The organism is Altererythrobacter sp. H2, assembly GCF_035319885.1.
Classification (GTDB): Bacteria; Pseudomonadota; Alphaproteobacteria; order Sphingomonadales; family Sphingomonadaceae; genus 34-65-8.
The window spans coordinates 376,735-396,770 of sequence record NZ_CP141285.1 but is presented as its reverse complement, the minus strand read 5'-3'; the positions used below and the strand labels follow the sequence as shown (position 1 = coordinate 396,770).

Annotated in this window: 24 protein-coding genes; 14 read left to right on the top strand and 10 right to left on the bottom strand. The window is 66.3% G+C overall.

The window, feature by feature from the left end; genetic code table 11:
- The 4 genes from U4960_RS01995 to U4960_RS01980 are packed head-to-tail and all read left to right on the top strand — an operon-like array spanning nt 1 to nt 4,457.
- Nucleotides 1–1,515, top strand: coding sequence for a flavin-containing monooxygenase (locus tag U4960_RS01995; RefSeq protein WP_324261944.1), 1,515 nt, complete (start codon nt 1–3; stop codon nt 1,513–1,515).
- Between the two features lie 47 nt (nt 1,516–1,562).
- Nucleotides 1,563–2,318: a competence/damage-inducible protein A gene (locus U4960_RS01990; protein WP_324261943.1), complete on the top strand. Its 756-nt coding sequence runs from the start codon at nt 1,563–1,565 to the stop codon at nt 2,316–2,318.
- 2 nt (nt 2,319–2,320) lie between these two features.
- Entirely contained in the window at nt 2,321–3,379 is a 1,059-nt protein-coding gene (locus tag U4960_RS01985; RefSeq protein ID WP_324261942.1) for a CNNM domain-containing protein, read from the top strand.
- Between the two features lie 40 nt (nt 3,380–3,419).
- A complete protein-coding gene (locus U4960_RS01980; RefSeq protein ID WP_324261941.1) occupies nt 3,420–4,457 on the top strand; it encodes a polysaccharide deacetylase family protein in 1,038 nt (345 codons plus the stop codon).
- A 6-nt stretch (nt 4,458–4,463) separates the two neighbouring features.
- On the opposite strand, the gene U4960_RS01975 is transcribed toward U4960_RS01980, so the two are convergent.
- The 6 genes from U4960_RS01975 to ung form a co-directional block, all read right to left on the bottom strand.
- Nucleotides 4,464–5,621 (bottom strand): hypothetical protein, encoded by a 1,158-nt coding sequence (locus U4960_RS01975; RefSeq protein ID WP_324261940.1) that lies wholly within the window; start codon nt 5,619–5,621, stop codon nt 4,464–4,466.
- A gap of 187 nt (nt 5,622–5,808) precedes the next feature.
- Nucleotides 5,809–6,504 (bottom strand): 50S ribosomal protein L1, encoded by a 696-nt coding sequence (gene rplA, locus U4960_RS01970; RefSeq protein WP_324261939.1) that lies wholly within the window; start codon nt 6,502–6,504, stop codon nt 5,809–5,811.
- Between the two features lie 4 nt (nt 6,505–6,508).
- Entirely contained in the window at nt 6,509–6,940 is a 432-nt protein-coding gene (gene rplK / locus U4960_RS01965) for a 50S ribosomal protein L11 (RefSeq protein ID WP_324261938.1), read from the bottom strand.
- A gap of 167 nt (nt 6,941–7,107) precedes the next feature.
- The gene (locus U4960_RS01960; RefSeq protein WP_324261937.1) at nt 7,108–7,896 is read right to left on the bottom strand and encodes an enoyl-CoA hydratase; all 789 of its coding nucleotides are present in this window, start codon (nt 7,894–7,896) and stop codon (nt 7,108–7,110) included.
- A complete protein-coding gene (locus tag U4960_RS01955) occupies nt 7,893–9,392 on the bottom strand; it encodes a serine hydrolase domain-containing protein (RefSeq protein ID WP_324261936.1) in 1,500 nt (499 codons plus the stop codon). Before U4960_RS01955 ends, U4960_RS01960 begins: the two co-directional genes overlap by 4 nt.
- Before the next feature lie 136 nt (nt 9,393–9,528).
- A complete protein-coding gene (gene ung / locus U4960_RS01950) occupies nt 9,529–10,212 on the bottom strand; it encodes a uracil-DNA glycosylase (RefSeq protein WP_324261935.1) in 684 nt (227 codons plus the stop codon).
- Between the two features lie 80 nt (nt 10,213–10,292).
- Here ung and U4960_RS01945 point away from each other — a divergent pair, with 80 nt between their 5' ends.
- From U4960_RS01945 to U4960_RS01930, 4 genes are all read left to right on the top strand, one after another.
- Nucleotides 10,293–10,910: a ribonuclease D gene (locus U4960_RS01945; RefSeq protein WP_324261934.1), complete on the top strand. Its 618-nt coding sequence runs from the start codon at nt 10,293–10,295 to the stop codon at nt 10,908–10,910.
- Between the two features lie 39 nt (nt 10,911–10,949).
- Complete coding sequence (gene lptC / locus U4960_RS01940; RefSeq protein ID WP_324261933.1) at nt 10,950–11,618, top strand: LPS export ABC transporter periplasmic protein LptC; 669 nt, start codon at nt 10,950–10,952, stop codon at nt 11,616–11,618.
- Complete coding sequence (locus tag U4960_RS01935) at nt 11,615–12,169, top strand: LptA/OstA family protein (RefSeq protein WP_324261932.1); 555 nt, start codon at nt 11,615–11,617, stop codon at nt 12,167–12,169. Before lptC ends, U4960_RS01935 begins: the two co-directional genes overlap by 4 nt.
- Nucleotides 12,170–12,287: 118 nt before the next feature.
- On the top strand, nt 12,288–12,689 hold the full coding sequence (locus tag U4960_RS01930; RefSeq protein WP_324261931.1) for a hypothetical protein: 402 nt from the start codon (nt 12,288–12,290) through the stop codon (nt 12,687–12,689).
- Between the two features lie 3 nt (nt 12,690–12,692).
- Here U4960_RS01930 and purD read toward each other — a convergent pair whose 3' ends face one another.
- Nucleotides 12,693–13,994, bottom strand: coding sequence for a phosphoribosylamine--glycine ligase (purD, locus tag U4960_RS01925; RefSeq protein ID WP_324261930.1), 1,302 nt, complete (start codon nt 13,992–13,994; stop codon nt 12,693–12,695).
- Between purD and xseA the strand changes: the two genes are divergently transcribed.
- From xseA to U4960_RS01905, 4 genes are read left to right on the top strand one after another with little or no spacing between them, the layout of a single operon-like run.
- Nucleotides 13,993–15,498, top strand: coding sequence for an exodeoxyribonuclease VII large subunit (gene xseA, locus U4960_RS01920; protein WP_324261929.1), 1,506 nt, complete (start codon nt 13,993–13,995; stop codon nt 15,496–15,498). The genes purD and xseA overlap by 2 nt on opposite strands.
- Before the next feature lie 23 nt (nt 15,499–15,521).
- Nucleotides 15,522–15,722 carry a DUF2093 domain-containing protein gene (locus tag U4960_RS01915; protein WP_324261928.1) on the top strand — a complete coding sequence of 67 codons (201 nt, stop codon included), beginning with the start codon at nt 15,522–15,524 and terminating at the stop codon, nt 15,720–15,722.
- Nucleotides 15,722–16,624, top strand: a complete 903-nt coding sequence (locus tag U4960_RS01910) for a M23 family metallopeptidase (RefSeq protein ID WP_324261927.1) — start codon at nt 15,722–15,724, stop codon at nt 16,622–16,624. Before U4960_RS01915 ends, U4960_RS01910 begins: the two co-directional genes overlap by 1 nt.
- An 8-nt stretch (nt 16,625–16,632) precedes the next feature.
- Complete coding sequence (locus tag U4960_RS01905; RefSeq protein ID WP_324261926.1) at nt 16,633–17,661, top strand: esterase-like activity of phytase family protein; 1,029 nt, start codon at nt 16,633–16,635, stop codon at nt 17,659–17,661.
- An 8-nt stretch (nt 17,662–17,669) separates the two neighbouring features.
- On the opposite strand, the gene rpmB is transcribed toward U4960_RS01905, so the two are convergent.
- On the bottom strand, nt 17,670–17,957 hold the full coding sequence (gene rpmB, locus U4960_RS01900) for a 50S ribosomal protein L28 (RefSeq protein WP_324261925.1): 288 nt from the start codon (nt 17,955–17,957) through the stop codon (nt 17,670–17,672).
- Between the two features lie 153 nt (nt 17,958–18,110).
- Between rpmB and U4960_RS01895 the strand changes: the two genes are divergently transcribed.
- The gene (locus tag U4960_RS01895; protein ID WP_324261924.1) at nt 18,111–18,566 is read left to right on the top strand and encodes a nucleoside deaminase; all 456 of its coding nucleotides are present in this window, start codon (nt 18,111–18,113) and stop codon (nt 18,564–18,566) included.
- Nucleotide 18,567: 1 nt separating this feature from the next.
- On the top strand, nt 18,568–18,873 hold the full coding sequence (locus U4960_RS01890) for a hypothetical protein (protein ID WP_324261923.1): 306 nt from the start codon (nt 18,568–18,570) through the stop codon (nt 18,871–18,873).
- A 24-nt stretch (nt 18,874–18,897) separates the two neighbouring features.
- On the opposite strand, the gene U4960_RS01885 is transcribed toward U4960_RS01890, so the two are convergent.
- Together U4960_RS01885 and U4960_RS01880 are read right to left on the bottom strand one after the other, a co-directional pair.
- Nucleotides 18,898–19,611 (bottom strand): ribonuclease T2 family protein, encoded by a 714-nt coding sequence (locus U4960_RS01885; protein ID WP_324261922.1) that lies wholly within the window; start codon nt 19,609–19,611, stop codon nt 18,898–18,900.
- On the bottom strand, nt 19,595–20,035 hold the full coding sequence (locus U4960_RS01880; protein ID WP_324261921.1) for a hypothetical protein: 441 nt from the start codon (nt 20,033–20,035) through the stop codon (nt 19,595–19,597). Before U4960_RS01880 ends, U4960_RS01885 begins: the two co-directional genes overlap by 17 nt.
- Between the last annotated feature and the right edge of the window lies 1 nt (nt 20,036).

Sequence of the window (20,036 nt, the reverse complement as noted above, 5' to 3'; positions counted from 1 at the left end):
ATGTTGGCAACATCGGCGGGTATTCCGGCGGATTTCGACGTCCTGATCGTCGGCGCGGGGATTTCAGGTATCGGCATGGCGGCGCACATGGAAATGATGTGTCCCGACCGCAGCTACGCGGTCGTCGAGCGGCGTGCCAACCTGGGCGGTACCTGGGACCTGTTCCGCTATCCCGGCATCCGTTCGGACAGCGACATGCATACGCTGGGCTTCGTGTTCGAACCGTGGAAGCACGAGAAGTCGATCGCCGATGCCCCCGCGATTCTGGACTACCTCAACCGCATCGTCGATGAACGCGATATCCGCCGCCACATCCGCTTCGGGCACAAAGTCGTTTCCGCCAACTGGCGCAGTGACGAGGCGCGCTGGCATGTGACGATGGAGCTGGATGACGGTTCGCACACGCAGATGACGGCGAACTTCCTCTATCTCGGATCGGGCTACTACGATTACGACCAGCCTTACGATCCGGGCTTCGATCTCGGTGAGTTTGCCGGGCAGGTGATCCATCCGCAGTTCTGGCCCGAGGATCTTGAATACACCGGCAAGAAGGTGGTCGTGATCGGCTCTGGCGCCACGGCCGTCACCATCGTGCCGTCGATGGCAGACAAGGCGGCGCATGTGACCATGCTCCAGCGCACCCCCACATGGATGTTCTCGCGCCCGGCCAAGGACCGGCTGGCGAACTTCCTGCGCTCCATCCTGCCCGAGGAACTGGCCTACCGGATCACGCGGTGGAAGAACATCACGATGCAGGATTTCAGCTTCAAGCTGGCCCGCAACAAGCCCCAGAAGGTGAAGGACGGGCTGCACAAGCGCATCCGCAAGTCGATGGGCCAGGATTTTGACCTCGCCCCCTTCACCCCGCCCTACAACCCGTGGGACCAGCGCCTGTGCCTGGTGCCCGACGACGACCTGTTCAGCGCGATGAAGCGCGGCAAGGCCAGCGTGGTGACGGGGCGGATCAAGCGCTTCCTCAAGCACGGGGTGGAGCTGGAAACGGGCGAAGAGCTGGAGGCCGACATCGTTGTCACCGCCACCGGCCTCAACCTTGCGCTGGCCGGCAAGATCGAGATCACCCAGGATGGCACGCCGGTGCAGTTCAACGAGCGGTTCTATTACAAGGGCTGCATGTTCTCCAACCTGCCCAACCTGGCGGTGGTGTTCGGCTATCTCAACGCAAGCTGGACCTTGCGCGCAGACATCAATTCCGAATTCGTCTGTCGGGTGCTGAACGAGATGGACAAGCGCGGGGTCGATACGGCCGTGCCGGTGCTGGCCGAAAACCACGGCCTGGAAGAAGACGACCTGTTCGATTTCTCATCCGGCTATATCCAGCGCGGCAAGCACATCATGCCCAAGAGCGCGACGGCCTATCCCTGGCGGCTGAACCAGGAATATGTCTACGACCGCAAGGTTCTGCGCGAGGCGCCGGTCGATGACGGGATCCTCGCCTTCCGCAAGGCCGGAGCCAGCGCCGCGTTGCCGGAGGAGCAGCTGGAGGCGGCGGAATAGGCAAATCGGCCCTTTCGCGCGCCGTCAGGCTCGCCTAACAGACGGGCATGAGCCAGCGCATTTTCACTGCCGCGCTCGTCGTGATCGGCGACGAGATCCTTTCCGGTCGTACCCACGACAAGAACATCGCCCAGGTGGCGAGCTGGCTGCAGGTGCAGGGCATCCGCCTGGCCGAAGTGCGGGTGGTGGCCGATATCGAGGAGCGGATCGTCGAGGCGGTCAATGCCCTGCGCGCGCGCAACGATTATCTGTTCACCACAGGCGGAATCGGCCCGACGCATGACGACATCACGGTTGATGCCGTCGCTGCTGCTCTCGGAGTGCCGGTGGTCATCCATCCCGAAGCGCGGGCGATCCTCGAACGCTACTACACCGACAAGGGCGGCCTGAACGAAGGGCGCCTGCGCATGGCCCGCGTGCCGGAAGGCGCCGAGCTGATCCCCAACCGCATGTCCGGCGCGCCGGGCATCCGCCTTGGCAACCTGTTCCTGATGGCGGGCGTTCCGCATATCACGGCGGGCATGCTCGATGCCCTGACCGGGCAGCTCGAAGGCGGTGCGCCGCTGATCAGCGAGACCGTGGGCGGGTTCATCCCCGAAAGCGAGGTTGCCGTGCTGCTGCGCGATGTCGAAAAGGCGCACGACGGGTGCCAGATCGGGAGCTATCCCTTCTTCCGCGAAGGCCGGGTCGGGTCGAACTTCGTCGTCCGCTCGACCGAACGGGCCGCGCTTGACGCCTGCCTTGCCGACCTGTGCGCCGGGCTGGACCGGCTGGGCTTTGCCTGGACGCCAGGCGGGATCTGACGATGACCATGCTGGTCATCTACATCGGGATGGCGCTGGGGATCTCGTTCCTCTGTTCCCTGCTCGAGGCTGCGCTGCTGACCTTGACCCCCAGCGCGATCCAGACGGCAAAGACCAATGGGGCAACCTGGGCTGACCGGCTGGCCGAGCTCAAGCAGAACGTCGATCGCCCCCTTGCGGCTATCCTTACACTCAACACCGTCGCGCACACCATGGGTGCAGCCGGCGCCGGGGCTGAATATGTGCGGATTTTCGGCAATGCGACGCAGGCCTTTTTCGCAGCAGGGCTGACCGTGGCCGTGTTGGTCCTGACCGAGATCATCCCCAAGACGATCGGGGCGCGTTATGCAGCGGGCCTCGGCCCGTTCGTGGCCCGCGTTCTGCCGGTCATGATCACGGCGCTGGCCCCGCTGGTGTGGTTCTCGCAGCAGCTGACCAGGCTCATTACCTTCGGCAAGGCGGCGCATGTGCCGCAACACCGCGAAGAACTGCTGGCGGTGGCGAGGATGGGCGAAGAGTCCGGTCAGATCCATTCACGCGAATCCGATGTGCTGCGCAACCTGCTTGGCCTCGACAAGGTGCTGACCGCCGACATCATGACTCCGCGCCGGGCGGTCTTTTCGCTGCCGGGCACCATGCCGCTGGACGATTTTCTCCAGGCAACCCGCGGCAAGCCGTTCACCCGCATCCCGATCTATGCCGGCACTCCCGACGAGATCACCGGTTTCGTCATCAAGTCGGAAGTGCTCGAGAAATTCGTCCATCTCGGGCCGGACAGCGGCCAGACGCTGGAAAGCGTTGTCAGGCCGGCTGCCACCACCCTCGATACCCTGCCGATCGACCGGGTCTTCAAGCGCTTTGTGGAGCAGCACCACCAGCTCATGCTGGTGTTCGACGAATATGGCACGATGGTCGGGGTGATTACCCTGGAAGACGTGGTCGAGACCATCTTCGGCATCGAGATCCTTGATGAGGTAGACAAGGTTGCCGATCTCCAGGCCTATGCCCGCGAGCTGTGGCAGGATCGCGCAGCGCGGTCCGGCACCTTGCCGAAGGTCTGATCACAACCATCCGTTAAACCTGCTGCGCTACCGTGGCCGGATGACGGCAGTCTATATCACCATCGACACCGAATATGCGGCCAACCTGCCCGGCGAAGGCGGCCCCGGGTCGCGGGCGGATAACTTCGCCCGCTCGATCCTGGGCGAGACTGCGGGCGGGCCAGCCGGCATAGAATACCAGATGGCGGTGATGGACCGGCATGGCCTGAAAGGCGTGTTCTTCGTCGATCCCATGCCGGCGCTGGTATGGGGGGTGGCTGCAATCGAGGACGTGGTCGCACCGATCGTCACGCGCGGGCACGATGTCCAGCTGCACTGCCATACCGAATGGCTCGCCCTTGCCCCCGGCAACGGGCTGGCTGGCACACTGGCGGACGGGCTTTCAGGTCAGCACATCAAGCACTTCCCGTTCGAGGAACAGTGCCGCATTCTCGAATGGGCACAAGACACGCTGATGGCGGCGGGCGCGCCCCGCCCGACTGCTTTCCGCGCGGGCAACTATGGCGCCAACGACGATACCCTGCGGGCGCTGGCGGACATCGGCATCCCCTATGACACCAGCCATGCTCCGGCGCTGGCGGGCCGGGGCGACTGCGCCATCACGCTGGGAGCCGAGATCCGCCGCCCGGTGCTGCACCATGGCACGATCGAAGTGCCGATTGCCTGCATCGAGGACTTCGGCGGGAGCCTGCGCCATGGCCAGATCACCGCCCTCACCCTGCCAGAACTGACCGGCCTGGTCGAACACGCCCAGGCCCACGGGATTGGTGCGGTCACGCTGGTTTCGCACAGCTTCGAGCTGATGAGCCGGGACCGGGTGCGCCGCAATCGGGTGGTCGCCCACCGGTTCGAGCGGTTCTGCGAAGCCCTCGGCGCAATGCCGGGCTGCCGCACCGGGACGTACGCGGCAACCGCGCCTCACCTTGAGGGCTCCTGCGAAGCCCCGGTCATGGCGCTGAACCCGATAGTTGGCGGCGCCCGACTGGTGGAGCAGGCCGTGTCCAACGTGCTCTACGCTACCACGGTGCCGCTGCGGACCAAGCAGGCGCTCGCAGTGGGGGTGGCGATGCTGGGGTAACCAGGCTCAGCTCTTGCAGTCCGCTTCATTTTGCAGCCCGGTCTTGACCCGATTGGTCACCGTGCCTGACTGCGACACCGAGTAGGCAATGATCTTGCCGTCAATGTCGCTGAGGCCGATTTCGCCCATTGCGCCGCGGATCTTTCGGCAAAAGGCCGCAAACTCGCCGCTGCCCTGCAGCGCCCCCAGATCGGAAGCCCACCAGTCCTGCTGCTTGAGATAGCTCAGCACGGTCCCTGAATTGCCGACCTTGTCGATCAGCGCGAACGCAAGCACGGCGTTGGGCCGGGTGACTGCATCGTCAAACGCGGCTTTCTTGCGCGTAGGGTCGCACGCGCCGGTGTTCTGGTTGGCCACACATTCGACCGAAGAAAAGATCGAAGGCCGCGCCGGGGCGAAGGAAACGCGCCATTGCCCGATGATCAGGTTGGGCTTGAGAGACTGTTCTTCCTTCGCCCCCCCAAAGGCCGTGATGACCATCGGCTTGAAGCGGTACAGATCGACATCGAAGCGCAGTTTTTCACCGACGCTTTCCGCGAAGAACTTGCCAAAGGATTCGTCCACCTTGGTGGCGACCTTGTCGGCACTTTCCGAGGTAAGCGAGGTGACCACAGCCGAGCCGGGCGAGACGGCCTTCAGCGCATTGCTGAGGAAACCGAGCGACATTTGCGCTGCATCGGTCGAGGGCTTGCTTTCGAACCGCGCGTCGAAGGTGAAGCGCGCGATCTGGCTGGTCGGGTCCCCGGTGACCAGGAAGAGCGGGTATTGCCGATCATCCATGGTCATCTCGCGGGTGAAATTCTCGCCCGATTTGCGCGCGCTGACATAGCGCCGGTAGATCAGCGGGGTGACATCCTTGAATCGCCCGGTTTCGGTGGCCAGCGAGGCCTCGAACACGATGTCCTTTGAGGAGGTGAACCGGCGGAACCAAGTCCGCTTGTCATTGGCTCCCGGACTCGCTGTGCCAGCCATCATGTTTTCGACCACCAGGCGGGTGTAGCTTTCCGGCGGGATCTTGCTGTCCGTGCACGGGTCACCGCCGGAGCAGACCGCTACGGTCGTGTGGGTCGTGATGCGGTGTTTCTGCGGCTCGGTGGCGTTTGCCCCGGTCGCAGCGCCCAGCACAACAAGCGCAGCAACAGCTTTACGATGGCGTAAAATCATATCGCACCCCCTTCAGGTCCTCTGGCATGTGCGATCGCGAACCGGAGGGTAGCAGGATCGGCGGGCGTGACAACCGCGCACCGGCGCGAGGCTATGCGCAATGCAAAAATGCAAAAAGGCCGGAGGATCGCTCCCCCGGCCCTTCTGATTTTCATTATCACCCGACCACGGCCGGATGGGAGAAAGCTTACGCGCCTTCGACTTCGCCCAGATCGACCTTGAGGCCGGGGCCCATGGTGCTGGTGAGCGAGATCTTGCGGACATACTTGCCCTTCGCGCCGCTCGGCTTGGACTTCACCACCGCTTCGGTCAGTGCCTTGAAGTTGGCTTTCAGCGCATCGTCGGAGAACGACAGCTTGCCGATGCCCGAATGGATGATGCCCTGCTTTTCGACGCGGAATTCGACCTGGCCGGCCTTGGCGTCCTTGACCGCCTGTTCCACGTTGGGAGTGACCGTGCCGAGCTTCGGGTTCGGCATCAGGCCCTTGGGGCCCAGCACCTTGCCGAGGCGGCCGACCACGCCCATCATGTCCGGCGTGGCAATCACGCGGTCATAGTCGAGGTTGCCGGCCTGCATGTCTTCCATCAGGTCTTCCGCGCCGACCTTGTCGGCCCCGGCAGCGAGCGCCTTGTCGGCGTTGTCACCGCGTGCGAACACGGCCACGCGCACGTCCTTGCCGGTGCCCGAAGGCAGCGACACCATGCCGCGCACCATCTGGTCGGCATGACGCGGATCGACGCCCAGGTTCATCGCCACTTCGAGCGTTTCGTCGAACTTCTTGCTGGCGATTTCGCGCAGCTTGGCGACGGCTTCGTCGAACCCGTACAGCTTTTCAGCATCGAGCGCGGCGAGGGTCTTCTGCTTCTTGGTCTGCTTTGCCATGTCCTTAGCCCTCCACCACTTCGAAGCCCATAGAGCGGGCGGAGCCTTCGATGATCTTCATCGCCTGGTCGACGTCGTTTGCATTGAGATCGGCCATCTTGGCTTCAGCGATTTCACGCACCTGAGCCTTGGTCACCGAGCCTGCGACAACCTTGCCCGGCTCCTTCGAGCCCGACTTGAGGTTGGCGGCCTTCTTGAGGAAGTAGGAGGCTGGCGGGGTCTTGGTGACGAAGGTGAACGAACGGTCGGCATAGACGGTGATCACGGTCGGGATCGGCATGCCCTTTTCCAGGCTGTCGGTCGCGGCGTTGAACGCCTTGCAGAATTCCATGATGTTCACGCCGCGCTGGCCCAGGGCAGGGCCGATCGGCGGGGAGGGGTTGGCGGCGCCGGCAGGCACCTGCAGCTTGATGTAGCCTTCAATCTTCTTGGCCATGGGGCCATATCCTTTCACACTGTCGAGCCGCCTGCCGGATGGCAGGGCTGCGGCTCTCCTGATAAGCGGTGAGACGGCAGACCTGGATTGCTCCATCCTGCCTCCCGCACGGTCTCCCTTTCGGGAAGGCGCGCGCATAGGGGTGTGGCTGCCGAAAAGCAAGCGCTTCAGGCCTGGCCCCGCCCCCGCGCCTGCACCGCCATGCGCCGGGCTTCGACCTCTTCCGGCCGGACCGCGGAATTGGCGGCGCTCGACAGACGGCCCTCCAGCGTCAGGCCATCGGCAAAGCTGGCGGCATAACCTTCGTCGATCAGGGCCTTGTAGCGGGCAAGGAAGGCCGGATCGATCTGGGCCATGTCACCAGCCAGCCGCTGCGCCAGCGGCAACAATGCGCCGGGCTCGACCACATGGTTGACCAGACCCCAGGCCTGCGCCGTGCCGGCATCGAGGAAGTTGCCGGTGAACGACAGCTCCTTGGCCCGCGAAATCCCGATCATGCGTGACAGCTTCTGCGACAGGCCCCATCCGGGCATGATGCCGACCCGGGCATGGGTATCGGCGAAGCGGGCGTTGGTGCTGGCCACCAGCACATCGCAGGCGAGCGCCACCTCGAAGCCGCCGGTAATCGCCACCCCGTTGATCGCCCCGATTACCGGCTTGCGGCACTGCTCGATCGCCTTGACCGGATTGTCGGCCGGGCTTTCGGCATTGGCCGCGCCGAGCGCCGAGGCGTCGGAGCCCAGCTCCTTCAGGTCGAGACCGGCGGTAAAGGCCCGCTCGCCCGCCCCGGTCAGCACCACGGCGCGCACGCTGTCATCGGCATCGACCCTGTGCATCACGTCGTGCAGCATCTGGCGCATGGCCTTGCTCAGCGCGTTCATCGCCTGCGGGCGATTGAGCGTAACGGTGGCGACACCGCCCGCGATATCGAGCAGGACAGGCATTTCTTCCTTCATGGGCGTGTACTCCCCGCAGCCAGTGGTCGCAGATGGGGTGACGTGTTCCCGAACCGCTCGACCCCGGTGATTCGTCCATCGGGGCCGCGCACGAACGTGACCACGTCGCGCTCTTCGCCCTTGCTGGTCATGACCCGGAAACGGTCACCACCGAGCGGCTTGAGCCGGGTCAGGTCGCCGGCCGGGTCGCCGGTGGCGAGTTCGGCCCAGGCCAGCCCCCCCGCCCAGGGCAGGATCACGCTGTCCGGCCCCCAGGGTTGCCCGCCGTAGAAGCCGGCATAGGCCTCAAATTCGACCGGGCCGCTCTCGGGCGCGTCGTAGGGCTTCGCGTCCAGGCGGCTGGCCATCAGCCCGCCCAGTCCCATCGCATAGACGCCGGGATCGTCCATCGCGTTCATCGCGACTGCTATGGCGGTTTCGGACGCGGGCTCGACCATCAGCGTGCTGCGATAGCCGGGGCAACTGCCGCCGTGGCCGACGAAGTTGCGGCCATCCATCTGCCAGGCAGCAAAGCCCAGGCCCCAGCTCGTTTCGCGATCAGGTGTGATGTAATGAACCCGGTGCATTTCGCGCAGAGTGGAGGGGCGCAGCACTTCGGCCTGCCCGGTGCGCAGCAGGCGGAACTGCCAGGCAGCAAACCGGGCGAGGTCGTTCACGGTCGAACTGAAGCCGGCCGCAGGCGTGATCCCGCGGGGATCGAACAGGCGGACCTCGGGCCGGACACCCTCGGGGGTCAGCGCGCCCCAGCCAACTGCCAGTTGCTTGCCATAGAGGCCTGCCGGTATGCCCGGGCGGGTGTCGGCCAGGCCGAGCGGAGCAAGGATGCGGGCCGTGACGTAGCCATCGTAGGGCTCGCCGCTGGCTGCCTCGACCGCCTCGCCCGCCAGGGTGATGCCGAGGTTGGAATACTGGAAGGTGGTCGATGCAGGGTAAAGCGACGGCTGGCCCGGCAGTCCGCTGCGGATTTCCTCACGGGTGGGGAAGGGAAAGTCCGGCCCGGTCCAGTAAGGGTGGGCCGACTCGCGCGGCAATCCGGCCGAATGGGTCAGGAGCCCCCGCAGCGTGACCGGCACGCTTTCACGCGCGTCAGCGGCCAGGGTGGCCCAGGGCAGGTAGCTGCTGACCGGCTCGTCCAGCCGCAGGCGCCCTTCCTCCCACTGCTGCATGACCGCTACGGCTGTGAACAGCTTGGAGATCGAGCAGATCGAATAGATCGTGTCGCCACTGGCCGGCACGCGCTGCTGCCGGTCGATCGTGCCGAAGCCCTGCGACCAGACGGTCTGCTCGCCCCGCACCACAGCTACCGAGATCGCCGGAATCCGCGCATAGCGGCGCTGGGTTTCGATCCATAGCCCGCCCAGAGACATCGCTTCAGCCAGCGCCGCTCGCTGGCGGGACGCTTCCGCTTCTTCTGCCTCGGCCTGCTCCACGCCGACCCCGGCGTGGGTGTCAGCCCGCGCGGGCAGCACCGGCAGCGCCGCCAAGGCCAGCGCCATTGCGCAACCCTTCAATCGGCCCCCCAATCGGGATGCCATTCCCAGCCTGCTTGTCATCATCGTCCCTCCCTGTCCCGAGATTGTGCCAGCAAGTTGGGCCTTCGCCAAGGCCACCTGCGGGATGCCAGCCTTGCGGTCAGATGCGCCAGTCGATTGTGCCGCGGCCGTGCTGCTCGAGAAAGGCATTGGCGCGGCTGAACGGGCGCGAACCGAAAAAGCCGCGATAGGCAGACAACGGGCTTGGATGCGGACTGCGAATGACCAGATGCCGCCCGCCATCCTCGATTTCCGGCACCCGCGCAGCCTTGGCCTGGGCGTGGCTGCCCCACAGGATGAAGACGCATGGAGCGCCGCCCTGAGCAACCGCCTGCACGCAGGCATCGGTGACGGCCTCCCAGCCCTTGCCGGCGTGGCTCGCGGCCTTGTGCGCCTCCACCGTCAGGGTAGCATTGAGCAGCAACACGCCCTGCCGGGCCCATCCGCTCAGGTCACCGTGCCCAGGGCGCGGCAAGCCGAGGTCGCTCTCCAGCTCCTTGTAGATATTGGCGAGCGACGGCGGCACGGCCGCCCCGCGCGGAACCGAGAAGCTGAGCCCCATTGCCTGCCCCGGGCCGTGGTACGGGTCCTGCCCCAGGATCACCACCCGCACCGCTTCAGGCGGCGTTGCGGCGAGCGCCGCCAGCCGCTGGCCGCGCGGCGGGAAGACCAGCTTGCCCGATTGCTCTTCTGCCTTCAGCCACCCGCCCAGGCGGCGGGCCTCGGGCGTGACGAGCACAGGGCCGAGCGCGTCGCGCCAGGATGGAGGAAGGGCATCGCTCATCCCGCGCCGATACCAGCGCGCCTGCCGCCGGGCCAGCGGGCCTTCCCTCCCATCCCCAATGCGCCTAAGGGCTGGGGCCTATGGCTGTACATTTCCACGAAGAAGATTTGCCCGAAGGCGTGCTCGCACCCGGCCCGGTGGCGGTCGATACCGAAACAATGGGTCTGGTCACCGCGCGCGACCGGCTGTGTCTGGTCCAGATCAGCGACGGCAAGGGCGACGAGCACCTCGTCCGCTTCCGTGTCGGGAGCGACTATGCCGCGCCCAACCTGCGGGCCGTGCTGGCCGATCCGGCCCGGCTCAAACTGTTCCACTTCGCCCGGTTCGACCTGGCCGCGATCGAGCATTATCTCGGCATCACCGCCGCGCCGGTATTCTGCACCAAGATCGCCAGCAAGCTGACCCGCACCTATACCGACCGGCACGGGCTCAAGAACCTGGTCGAGGAACTGCTGGGCGAAAGCATTTCCAAGCAGCAGCAGTCCAGCGACTGGGGCGCGCCCGTGATCAACGAAGCACAGCGCGACTATGCTGCCAGCGACGTGCGCTTCCTCCACCGGATGCACGCCATCCTGGTGGAGCGGCTGGCACGCGAAGGGCGCACGGAGCTTGCCCAGGCGGCATTCGATTTCCTGCCTACCCGGGCCCGGCTCGATCTGGCCGGATGGGCCGAGCAGGATATCTTCAGCCACATGTAAGGATGAGGCAGGCAGGACTAGGGCTGGCAAAGCAAGGCAATGGTGATCGAGGATCATGTCGAGACCGAGCAGGCACGGGCGCTGCGCAGTGCGCGGCAGCACATGGCCGCGCCCGGCGGGCGCCATGATCGGCTGATTGCCTTTCTCGCCCGTGCCCTGCCGATGGGCGTGGGCGTGCTGGCGGCGCTGATGATCATCACCCCGCTGAGCCCGCGCGGCGAGGTGAGCTTCCTGCTCGACCGCAACAAGGTGGCGGTCATCGACGAGCGCCTCGCCGTCGCCAACGCCATGTATCGCGGGCAGGATGACCAGGGACGACCCTTTTCCCTGCAGGCGGGGCAGGCGGTCCAGCGATCGAGCAGCGAGGGGGTTGTCCGGATGTATGACCTCATCGCGCGGATCTTGCTGGCGGAAGGGCCCGCCAGGCTCTCGGCCGAATCGGGCGCCTACACGATCGAAAGCGAGGTCATGCGGGTGTTCGGGCCAGTGCGCCTGACCGCCGCCGACGGTTACCGCATGGTCGCCCGCGATGTCTCGATCGACCTGAGGTCGAAGCGCATGACGGGCGATGGCGGTGTCGAGGGCGAAATCCCGGCGGGCACCTTTTCCGCCGACCGCTTGGCCGCAGACCTGTCGGAACGAACCATCACGCTTGACGGCAATGCGCGGCTGCGCATGGTGCCGGGGCAACTGAGGATGCCGCAATGAACACGCACTGGAAGCACGCGCCCCGCTGGGCACTGGCCGGTTTTGCCGGGGGGCTGGCCCTGTTTGCCGGGATGCAGGCGGGTGCGCAGGCGATCGCCGGGCACAATTCCAACGCACCTGTATCCTATGCGGCTGACCGGATCGAGTTGCAGGACCGGCAGAACCGCGTGGTCCTGTCCGGCAGCGTCGATATTCAGCAGGCCGGCCTGCGCGTTCGCTCGGCGCGGACGATCGTCAACTATTCGGATGCCGGCTCGCTCGGCATCCAGCGGATTACGGCCACCGGCGGAGTCCAGGTCACCCGGGCCGATGAGGCCGCCAGCGGCGACGTGGCCGTTTACGACTTCAACCGGCGGATCATCACCATGGCGGGCAATGTCCGCCTGCGCCGCGGCGGTGATACGCTCAACGGCGGGCGGCTGGTGATCGACCTGAGGACCGGGTTTTCCAGCGTGGACGGGCGCGCTTCGGGCTCGTCCGGTGTGACCGGCGAGGGGCCAGGCTCCAGCAGCGGGCGTGTATCGGGCACCTTCCGGGTCCCGCAGGACTGAGTTTGCAGTTTCGGCCGAACGGTCATCGATGGTTCATCGCATACCGGCGATGATATCATCATGGCGGGCCGATTCATCTCCGGGTGATACTGACCGCTTGCAGACAGGAGGCTGACCGATGAAGTTCTTGATGCCGTTCGCCGCTCTTGCCGTGCTGGCCATGCCCGCCTCGGCGGAAGAAGCGCCAGCTCCGAGCAAGGGCGAGATCAAACTTGCGAAAATGCTCGAAGGCCGCGTTGCAGGTGAGCCGGAACGCTGCATCAACACCTTCGGCAGCGGCAACCTGCAGGTCATCGACGGCACCGCGCTGGTCTATCGCCAGGGCAAGACTCTGTGGGTCAATCGCACCCGCAACCCGGACAGCCTGGATGACAACGATTATCTGGTCATCCGAAAGTACGGCAGTTCCGGCCAGCTGTGCAAACTTGACAATGTGACCACGCATGACCGGACCGGCAATTTCTTCACTGGGGTCGTCTTCCTCGAGGACTTCGTGCCGTACCGCAAGGCGGACGGCTGATCCTCAGCCCGCTTCCCCGGCCAGTTCCCGCGCCACTTCCCGCCAGCCGATATCGCGCCGGCAAAATCCGCTTTTGAAATCGATTTTGTCGACGGCGGCATAGGCCGCAGCCTGCGCCTCGGTCACCGTGCTGCCCGTTGCCGTCACGCTGAGGACCCGCCCGCCGCTGGCGACCAACGCACCCTGCTCATCAAGGGCAGTGCCGGCGTGAAAAACCTTCGCCCCGTCCGTCTCGGCTGCATCCAGGTCGATCTGCCCGCCCTTGTCCGGCGTGCCGGGATAGCCGCTCGCTGCCATCACCACGGTCAGCGCGGTCTGGCGTGAGCGCCGGACCGGCGGCTGGCTCGCCAGGGCATTGGTGGCGCAGGCGTACATCAGTTCGCCCAGATCGCTTTCCAGCCGCATCATCAGCACCTGGCATTCGGGATCGCCGAAGCGGCAGTTGTATTCGATCAGCTTGGGGCCCTGGTCGGTCAGCATCAGTCCGGCGAACAGCACGCCGGAATAGGGGGTGCCTTCTTCCGCCATGGTCCTCACCGTGGGCAGGATGATCCGTTCCAGCACTTCGCCGTGGAGAGTGGGGGTGAGCACCCGCGCCGGGCTGTAGGCGCCCATCCCGCCGGTATTGGGGCCGGTATCACCATCGCCCACCCGCTTGTGATCCTGCGCGCTGCCGAACGGAAGCACGGTTGCGCCGTCGGTCAGGGCAAAGAAGCTCGCTTCCTCGCCCGCCATGAACTCCTCGATCACCACCTCAGCACCCGCGGCACCGAACTGGCCGCCGAACATGTCCGCCAGGGCTGCCTCGGCCTCCTCGCGCGTGTCAGCGATGACCACGCCCTTGCCCGCAGCCAGCCCGTCGGCCTTGAGAACATAGGGGGGCGCAAAACCGCCCAGCGCGCGGCGGGCCTCTTCGAGCGAGGCGGTGCGGACATACCCGGCCGTGGGGATGCCGGCCCGCTGGCACAGGTCCTTGGTGAAGCCCTTGCTTCCTTCCAGCTGCGCCGCAGCGCGGGAAGGACCGAACACGGCAATGCCTTCGCCGCGGAGCGAATCGGCCAGCCCGTCCACCAGCGGCGCTTCCGGCCCGACCACGACCAGGCCGATCCGGTGCTCTTCGCAGAAGGCAATCACACCGCCATGGTCGGTCACATCAAGCGCCACGCACGTTGCATGGTCCGCGATCCCGGGGTTGCCCGGGGCAGCATAGAGCTTATCCTCAGTGCCAGCCAGCAGGCGGGATTGCGCCAGCTTCCACGCCAGCGCATGTTCGCGCCCGCCCGAGCCCAGCAGAAGGATGTTCATGGCCGCTTCCGATTCCGATGACGTCGACAGTGGCGGGCTGGTAGCGCGCGCGCGGCAAGGGGACAATGCCGCGCCGCTTACCGTCACCGAGCTATCGCAGAAGTTGAAGCGCACGGTGGAAGACCGGTTCGGTTTCGTGCGCCTGCGCGGCGAGCTGTCAGGCGTGAAGCGGGCGGCTTCGGGCCACCTCTACTGCTGCCTGAAAGACGAAAATGCGGTGCTCGACGGGGTAATGTGGCGCGGCGGGGCGCGGCGGCTCTCGTTCCTGCCCGAAGACGGGATCGAAGTGGTCGCCAGTGGCAAGCTGACGACCTATCCGGGCCGGTCGAAATACCAGATCGTGATCGAAACGATGGAAATCGCGGGCGAAGGCGCGCTGCTGGCGCTGCTGGAGAAGACCCGCCAGCGGCTCGGCGCCGAAGGGCTGTTCGACGAATCCCGCAAGCGCGCCCTGCCTTTCCTGCCGCGCGTGATCGGCGTGGTGACCAGCCCGACCGGCGCGGTCATCCGCGATATCCTCCACCGGCTCGCCGACCGGTTTCCCAGCCACGTGCTGGTCTGGCCGGTGCTGGTCCAGGGGCAGGGTGCCGCCGAACAGGTCGCTGCGGCCGTGCGCGGCTTCGGCGCGATACCCGAGGGCGGCCCCGAACTCGGTGGCGTGCCGCGCCCCGACCTGCTGATCGTCGCACGCGGGGGCGGCTCGATCGAGGACCTGTGGAGCTTCAACGAGGAAGCAGTGGTGCGCGCGGTCGCCGCATCACCGATCCCGGTCATCAGCGCGGTCGGGCACGAGACCGACACCACGCTCTGCGATTTCGCCGCTGACCGGCGCGCGCCCACACCCACAGCGGCCGCCGAAATGGCGGTTCCGGTCCGGGCGGAACTGGCCGCCACCCTGGCTGACTTACGCGCTCGCCAGCAGCGCGCGATCCTGCGCCCGGTCCAGCTGGGGCGCGAGCGGCTGGAGGTGCGGGCCCGGCGATTGCCCGCACCGCAGGCGCTGCTGCAACCGCAAGCCCAGCGGCTCGATGATCTGTCCGAGCGCCTGCGCCGCGCGCTGGGCGACCGGGCAGCGCGCGGGCGCGAGCGGCTCGGCGCGCTGCGGCTGGCGCCTGCCACGCTGGAACGGGCGGCCCGCGACGCGCGCGACGCGCTTGCCCGTGTTCGCCTGGCACCTGCCCTGCTGACCCAGCGCCTTGGCCGGGATGCTGAGCGGCTTGGGGGAACCGGACGTCTGCTTGCCTCGCTTGATCCCACGGCCCCGATCAAGCGCGGCTTCGTGCTGGTGCGCGATAGCGAGGGCAGGCTGGTGCGCGATCGGGCCACCGCCGCCGCACAAGCCCGGCTGGAGCTTGCCTTTGCCGATGGCGCGCTGGCTGTCATGCCAGCCGATTCGCCATCGGGTTCAGGCCCGGTCAAACCGGCATCTGCGAAGACGGAACCGGTCAGGGCAAAGCGGAAACCGGAAGGCACCCCGCCACGGCAGGATGATTTGTTCGGCTGAACCGGCTCTGCTAGGAACGCAGGATGTTGATGAATCGAGGCAATAGCGAGGCGAAGTTGCACTACGGACCGAGCGGGTTCCGGGTGCTGCGCCATGGGCAACACGTGCGCTGCGCAGTCAGCGGCGCGGTGATTCCGCTGGAAGAGCTGCGCTATTGGTCAGTCGACCGGCAGGAAGCCTATGCCACGCCCGAAATCGCCACCCGGCGGTTTCTCGAAAGCTGATGGCGACGCGCGCATTTCCCGCCTTGCTGTTGCTTGCCGCGCTGGTCGGATGCGGCAGCGCCCGCAGCGAAACCTCCGTGGTCCCCGCCAGTGAAACGCCAGCAGGCGTGACCAAACCGGCCTTTCCTGACCGGCCTGCCCCCGGGTTCACCCGGCTCGAAGGGGAGCGCACCCAGGGCGGCTGGTTGCGCGGCATCGCGCCGGCCGGAACGGTCGAGCTCCGCTTCGATGGCCGCAAGCTGCCGCTCGCTCCTGACGGCACCTTCTTTGCCGCGTTCGACCGCGATGCCACCGGGCCGGGCGTGCTGGTGGCGCAGCTTGCCGACGGCCGTTCCGTCACCGAGAGCCTGAGCGTATCCCCGCGCGAGTGGCGGATCGAGCATGTCAATGTCGCTCGCCGGCCGGGCGGAGCAACCGAGGCATTCATGGAGCGCCGCCGGCCGGAGCTGGCCCGGATCAACGCCGCCCGCAGCATCGACCACGATGTAGCGGGTTGGCGCCAGCAGTTCATCTGGCCGCTCAAGGGGCGGATCTCCGGCCGGTTCGGCTCGCAGCGCATCTACAAGGGCGAGCCGGCCAGCTACCATTCGGGGATCGACATCGCCACCGGCACCAGCGGCACGCCGTTCGTCGCCCCGGCTGACGGCGTGGTTACGCTGGCGGCGCAAACGCCGTTCAGCCTCGAAGGACATCTGCTGATCATCGACCACGGCAACGGCCTCAACAGCGCATTCCTGCACTGCTCGAAGCTGGCGGTGCGCGAGGGCGACGTGGTGCGCCAGGGCCAGTACATCGGCAATATCGGTGCGACCGGGCGAACCACCGGGCCGCACCTCCACTGGGGCCTCAAGTGGCGCGACGCACGGCTTGATCCGCTACTGTTCACTGGCCCGATGAACTGACCAACGCGATGCGTCGGACTGTTCGGCTCGCCCTGCTGGCAGTAATTGCCGCTGGCCTGGCGCCCGGCACCTGGCTGCGCGGGCCGGGCCTGGTCGAGGACCTGCGCCCTATTCTACGGATGGAACCACTGGCAGGGGCCAGCCGGCAGGCGGGGGAGATCATGATCGAAGGGGTGTGGCATCTGACCAGCCCCAACAGCCATTTCCACGGCTATTCCGGCCTCGTTGCCCTGCCCGACGGCACCTTGCTGGCGGTCAGCGACCGGGGCCGCTGGCTGCGCTTTACCCCGCCCGGCCGAAACGGGCCGGACCCGCAGTTCGGCGTGATCGGCGGCGAGGCGATCAGCGACAAGCGCCAGGTCGATGCGGAGGCCGCGACCATTGATCTGCCGACCGGTCGGCTATGGATTGCCTACGAGGGGGCCAACAGCGTGGACAGGCACGATCTGTCCCTGCGGGACCCGGAACGGATCCTTCCGGAGGGCATGCAAAGCTGGCTCGGTAATCGCGGGCCGGAAGCCATGGCCCGCCTCGCCGACGGGCGTTTTATCATCCTGGGTGAGGGCTCACCGGAGTGGGCGGGGGAAGGCTATCCGGCGCTGCTGTTCGAGGGCGATCCGGTGGATGGTGCCGAATCGGTATCGTTCGCGTTCGTCCCGCCAAAGCCATACCGCGCCACGGACATGGCGGCACTGCCTGACGGGCGGGTGCTGATCCTTCTGCGGGCTATCGAAGGTGTCATCCCGCCGCGCTTCTCCGCCCGGTTGCTCATCGCTGATCCGGCCGCGATTCGCGCGGGCGGCCAGTGGCGGGGCGTGGAAGTGGCGCGCTTCGGTCTGGACCTGCCGACCGACAATTTCGAAGGTCTGGCGGTGGAGCCGCGCGCGGATGGCGCTCTGACGCTGTGGCTGATCTCGGACGACAATGGCGCCGCGCTGCAGCGGACCCTGCTCTACCGCCTGCGCTGGACACCCGACACGCGGCCGGCGGACACGCAAAAGGCGCGCCCGGCAAGCCCGGCGCGCCTTTCAGAATAACAGCTCAATCAGGCGGCCGCTGCCGCCTTCTTCAGCTCGCGCTTCACCTTGAGCGCATTGGTCGAGAGCTTCTCGTCATTGGTCTTGAGCAGCCAGTTGTCGAGACCGCCATTGTGCTCGACCGAGCGCAGGCCATGGGTCGAGACGCGGAACTTGAAGCTGCGGTCCAGCTTTTCGCTCATCAGCGTGACGTTCTGCAGGTTGGGCAGGAACACCCGCTTGGTCTTGTTGTTGGCGTGGCTCACGTTGTGGCCAACCTGGCGACCCTTGCCGGTCAGTTCGCAGATGCGCGACATGGTTTTTCTCGTCCGTTTGCAGTGGGGGCCGCCAACCAAGGTCGAAGGCCCGCGTTTCTGTCGGGGTATCCCGGAAAGCGGCGCGCTTAGCCTTGGCATCCCGAATCGTCAAGCAAGTTGCGCGAGAGGGGCGCGCTCGCTAGCTCGGCAGCTATGACCCGCTGGCCTCTCCCGCACCCGATGCAGCGCGCGCTGGAGCTGGCCCGCGAAGCCGCCGCAGCGGGCGAAGTGCCGGTTGGCGCGGTCGTGGTCAAGGATGGCGCGGTGATCGGCGAGGGCCGCAATGCCCCGCGCGCCACGAACGATCCCACCGCCCATGCCGAGATCGTGGCGATTCGCGCCGCCGCACTGGCGCTCGGCAACGAGCGGCTGGAGGGGTGCGAGCTGTGGGCCACGCTGGAGCCCTGCGCGATGTGTGCCGGCGCGATCAGCCATGCCCGACTGGCCGCGCTCTACTACGCCGCCAGCGACCCCAAGGGCGGCGCGGTGGAACACGGCGCCCGGGTGTTCGACCAGCCGCAATGCCTGCACCGTCCCGAAGTCTATTCCGGCATGGGTGAGAGCGAGGCGGCGGAATTGCTGCGCGGGTTTTTCAGAGAGCGGCGGTAAAGTGTCCGAAAGTTATCTGAGCGAGGCCGCGCCATATCTAGCCGGAATTTGTATGTTCTACTTGCTGCCGCTGGTGTTTTCGCGAAGTGCGAAGCGAAGCGCAGTAGCGGCGGGCCGCATCGTAGCCGCCACTGCGGCCATCGTTTTCATCGTCATAACTGTTTTGTTTCCGATTGGCGCTGCGCTTGTCGGCCCCATCAGGCTAGCAGATTACCTCTTGGCGATTGGATTCTATATCCTGCCCAGCCTTGCAGTTCTGGTGCTCTGGGTAGGTATGATAACCTTGTTAGGAACCCATAGGAAATAGCCGGAGTCGGGCTGTCCTGGCCGTTCACAACCCCCGCCAGATCTTCACACCTGCGCTGTCCCGGGCCCCCAATTGCCGGGCATCGCACCGGGCCGGCATGAAGTCCTTGCCGTAGCATAGCCGCAGTTCCTCCAGCCAGCCGCGCTGGTTGAGGCGGACTCCGATCATCTCCGGCTTCCAGTGGGGGTTCGAAAGGATGAATGCCTCGCGCAGCCGCCCGGCGGTGAGCCCGTCTTCGCGCGAGAGGCGGTCGAGGTCGGGCAGCGCCAGGCTGTTCCACAGGATCCGGGTCGCCTTGAAATAGCCCTCCGGCGTGCGCGCCATGCAGCTGCCGTGCTTGGCCCACTGGCGCGCGACCAGATTGGCCGAGGGCATCATGCACAGGTTCTGCCGCGCCTCCACCGGCGAGACGCTGCGCGGGCTACGGCACCATTGCGGCCAGGTGCTGCGCCCCTCCGGCCACAGCCCGTGGACCACCAGACCGAAGCGGCCGTTGCTACCCGAACACTGCATTGCATGGCGGGGCTCGCCCTCGCGCGGTTTGCAGAACTCCGGCACCCAGCTGAGCGCGAGGGTATAGCCGGTCACGGGCACACGGCGCTCGCCGGCATCGGGCGTGATGCGCGGGACTGTAATCCGCTCCGGCATCCGGCATTGATAGGCCTGGGCGTGCAGCGGCGCTGCACCAAGGAGCGCGGAGAGCCAGAGGCAGCGCCCGATGCTAACTGAAAACCGCAACGCGATCTTCCCCCTTCGTTCTGAACCATTCGCGCGCGCCGGGCGTGAAAAGGAACCCCACTGCAAGCAGGCTTAGCGCAGTCGACACTGCCCACCACGGATCGATCGGGGCTCCGCTGCGCAACAGACCGATTGCATGGGGGACATTGATCAGTTTCCCCAGAGCAAGCAGGGTCACCATCCAGCGGGCGAAGTTGCTGGCCGCGCACCACACCAGGGCTATGGGAATGAGCGCAATCGAGAGCCGGGCCGACAGCAGCACGATCACGGCATCCCACGTCCAGGAAATGTCGGGAACCTTGGCCGCCATCATCGCCGCGGTCCGCTGCCAGTCCGACAGGTCGCGCAGGAAGGCGATAAGCGCGGCACACAGGAAAGATGCGGCAAACAGTCGGACCGATAACGGGCGTGGTCCGGCGGCCAAT

Coding starts and splice junctions, on each gene's coding strand:
- U4960_RS01935 (WP_324261932.1), top strand. CDS start 11,615: ATGAACACGCACTGGAAGCACGCGCCCCGCTGGGCACTGGCCGGTTTT.
- U4960_RS01910 (WP_324261927.1), top strand. CDS start 15,722: ATGGCGACGCGCGCATTTCCCGCCTTGCTGTTGCTTGCCGCGCTGGTC.
- U4960_RS01985 (WP_324261942.1), top strand. CDS start 2,321: ATGACCATGCTGGTCATCTACATCGGGATGGCGCTGGGGATCTCGTTC.
- U4960_RS01895 (WP_324261924.1), top strand. CDS start 18,111: ATGACCCGCTGGCCTCTCCCGCACCCGATGCAGCGCGCGCTGGAGCTG.
- rpmB (WP_324261925.1), bottom strand. CDS start 17,957: ATGTCGCGCATCTGCGAACTGACCGGCAAGGGTCGCCAGGTTGGCCAC.
- lptC (WP_324261933.1), top strand. CDS start 10,950: ATGGTGATCGAGGATCATGTCGAGACCGAGCAGGCACGGGCGCTGCGC.
- U4960_RS01905 (WP_324261926.1), top strand. CDS start 16,633: ATGCGTCGGACTGTTCGGCTCGCCCTGCTGGCAGTAATTGCCGCTGGC.
- rplK (WP_324261938.1), bottom strand. CDS start 6,940: ATGGCCAAGAAGATTGAAGGCTACATCAAGCTGCAGGTGCCTGCCGGC.
- U4960_RS01930 (WP_324261931.1), top strand. CDS start 12,288: ATGAAGTTCTTGATGCCGTTCGCCGCTCTTGCCGTGCTGGCCATGCCC.
- U4960_RS01990 (WP_324261943.1), top strand. CDS start 1,563: ATGAGCCAGCGCATTTTCACTGCCGCGCTCGTCGTGATCGGCGACGAG.
- purD (WP_324261930.1), bottom strand. CDS start 13,994: ATGAACATCCTTCTGCTGGGCTCGGGCGGGCGCGAACATGCGCTGGCG.
- ung (WP_324261935.1), bottom strand. CDS start 10,212: ATGAGCGATGCCCTTCCTCCATCCTGGCGCGACGCGCTCGGCCCTGTG.
- U4960_RS01955 (WP_324261936.1), bottom strand. CDS start 9,392: ATGGCGCTGGCCTTGGCGGCGCTGCCGGTGCTGCCCGCGCGGGCTGAC.
- U4960_RS01915 (WP_324261928.1), top strand. CDS start 15,522: ATGTTGATGAATCGAGGCAATAGCGAGGCGAAGTTGCACTACGGACCG.
- U4960_RS01995 (WP_324261944.1), top strand. CDS start 1: ATGTTGGCAACATCGGCGGGTATTCCGGCGGATTTCGACGTCCTGATC.
- U4960_RS01980 (WP_324261941.1), top strand. CDS start 3,420: ATGACGGCAGTCTATATCACCATCGACACCGAATATGCGGCCAACCTG.
- U4960_RS01945 (WP_324261934.1), top strand. CDS start 10,293: ATGGCTGTACATTTCCACGAAGAAGATTTGCCCGAAGGCGTGCTCGCA.
- U4960_RS01960 (WP_324261937.1), bottom strand. CDS start 7,896: ATGAAGGAAGAAATGCCTGTCCTGCTCGATATCGCGGGCGGTGTCGCC.
- xseA (WP_324261929.1), top strand. CDS start 13,993: ATGGCCGCTTCCGATTCCGATGACGTCGACAGTGGCGGGCTGGTAGCG.
- U4960_RS01975 (WP_324261940.1), bottom strand. CDS start 5,621: ATGATTTTACGCCATCGTAAAGCTGTTGCTGCGCTTGTTGTGCTGGGC.
- rplA (WP_324261939.1), bottom strand. CDS start 6,504: ATGGCAAAGCAGACCAAGAAGCAGAAGACCCTCGCCGCGCTCGATGCT.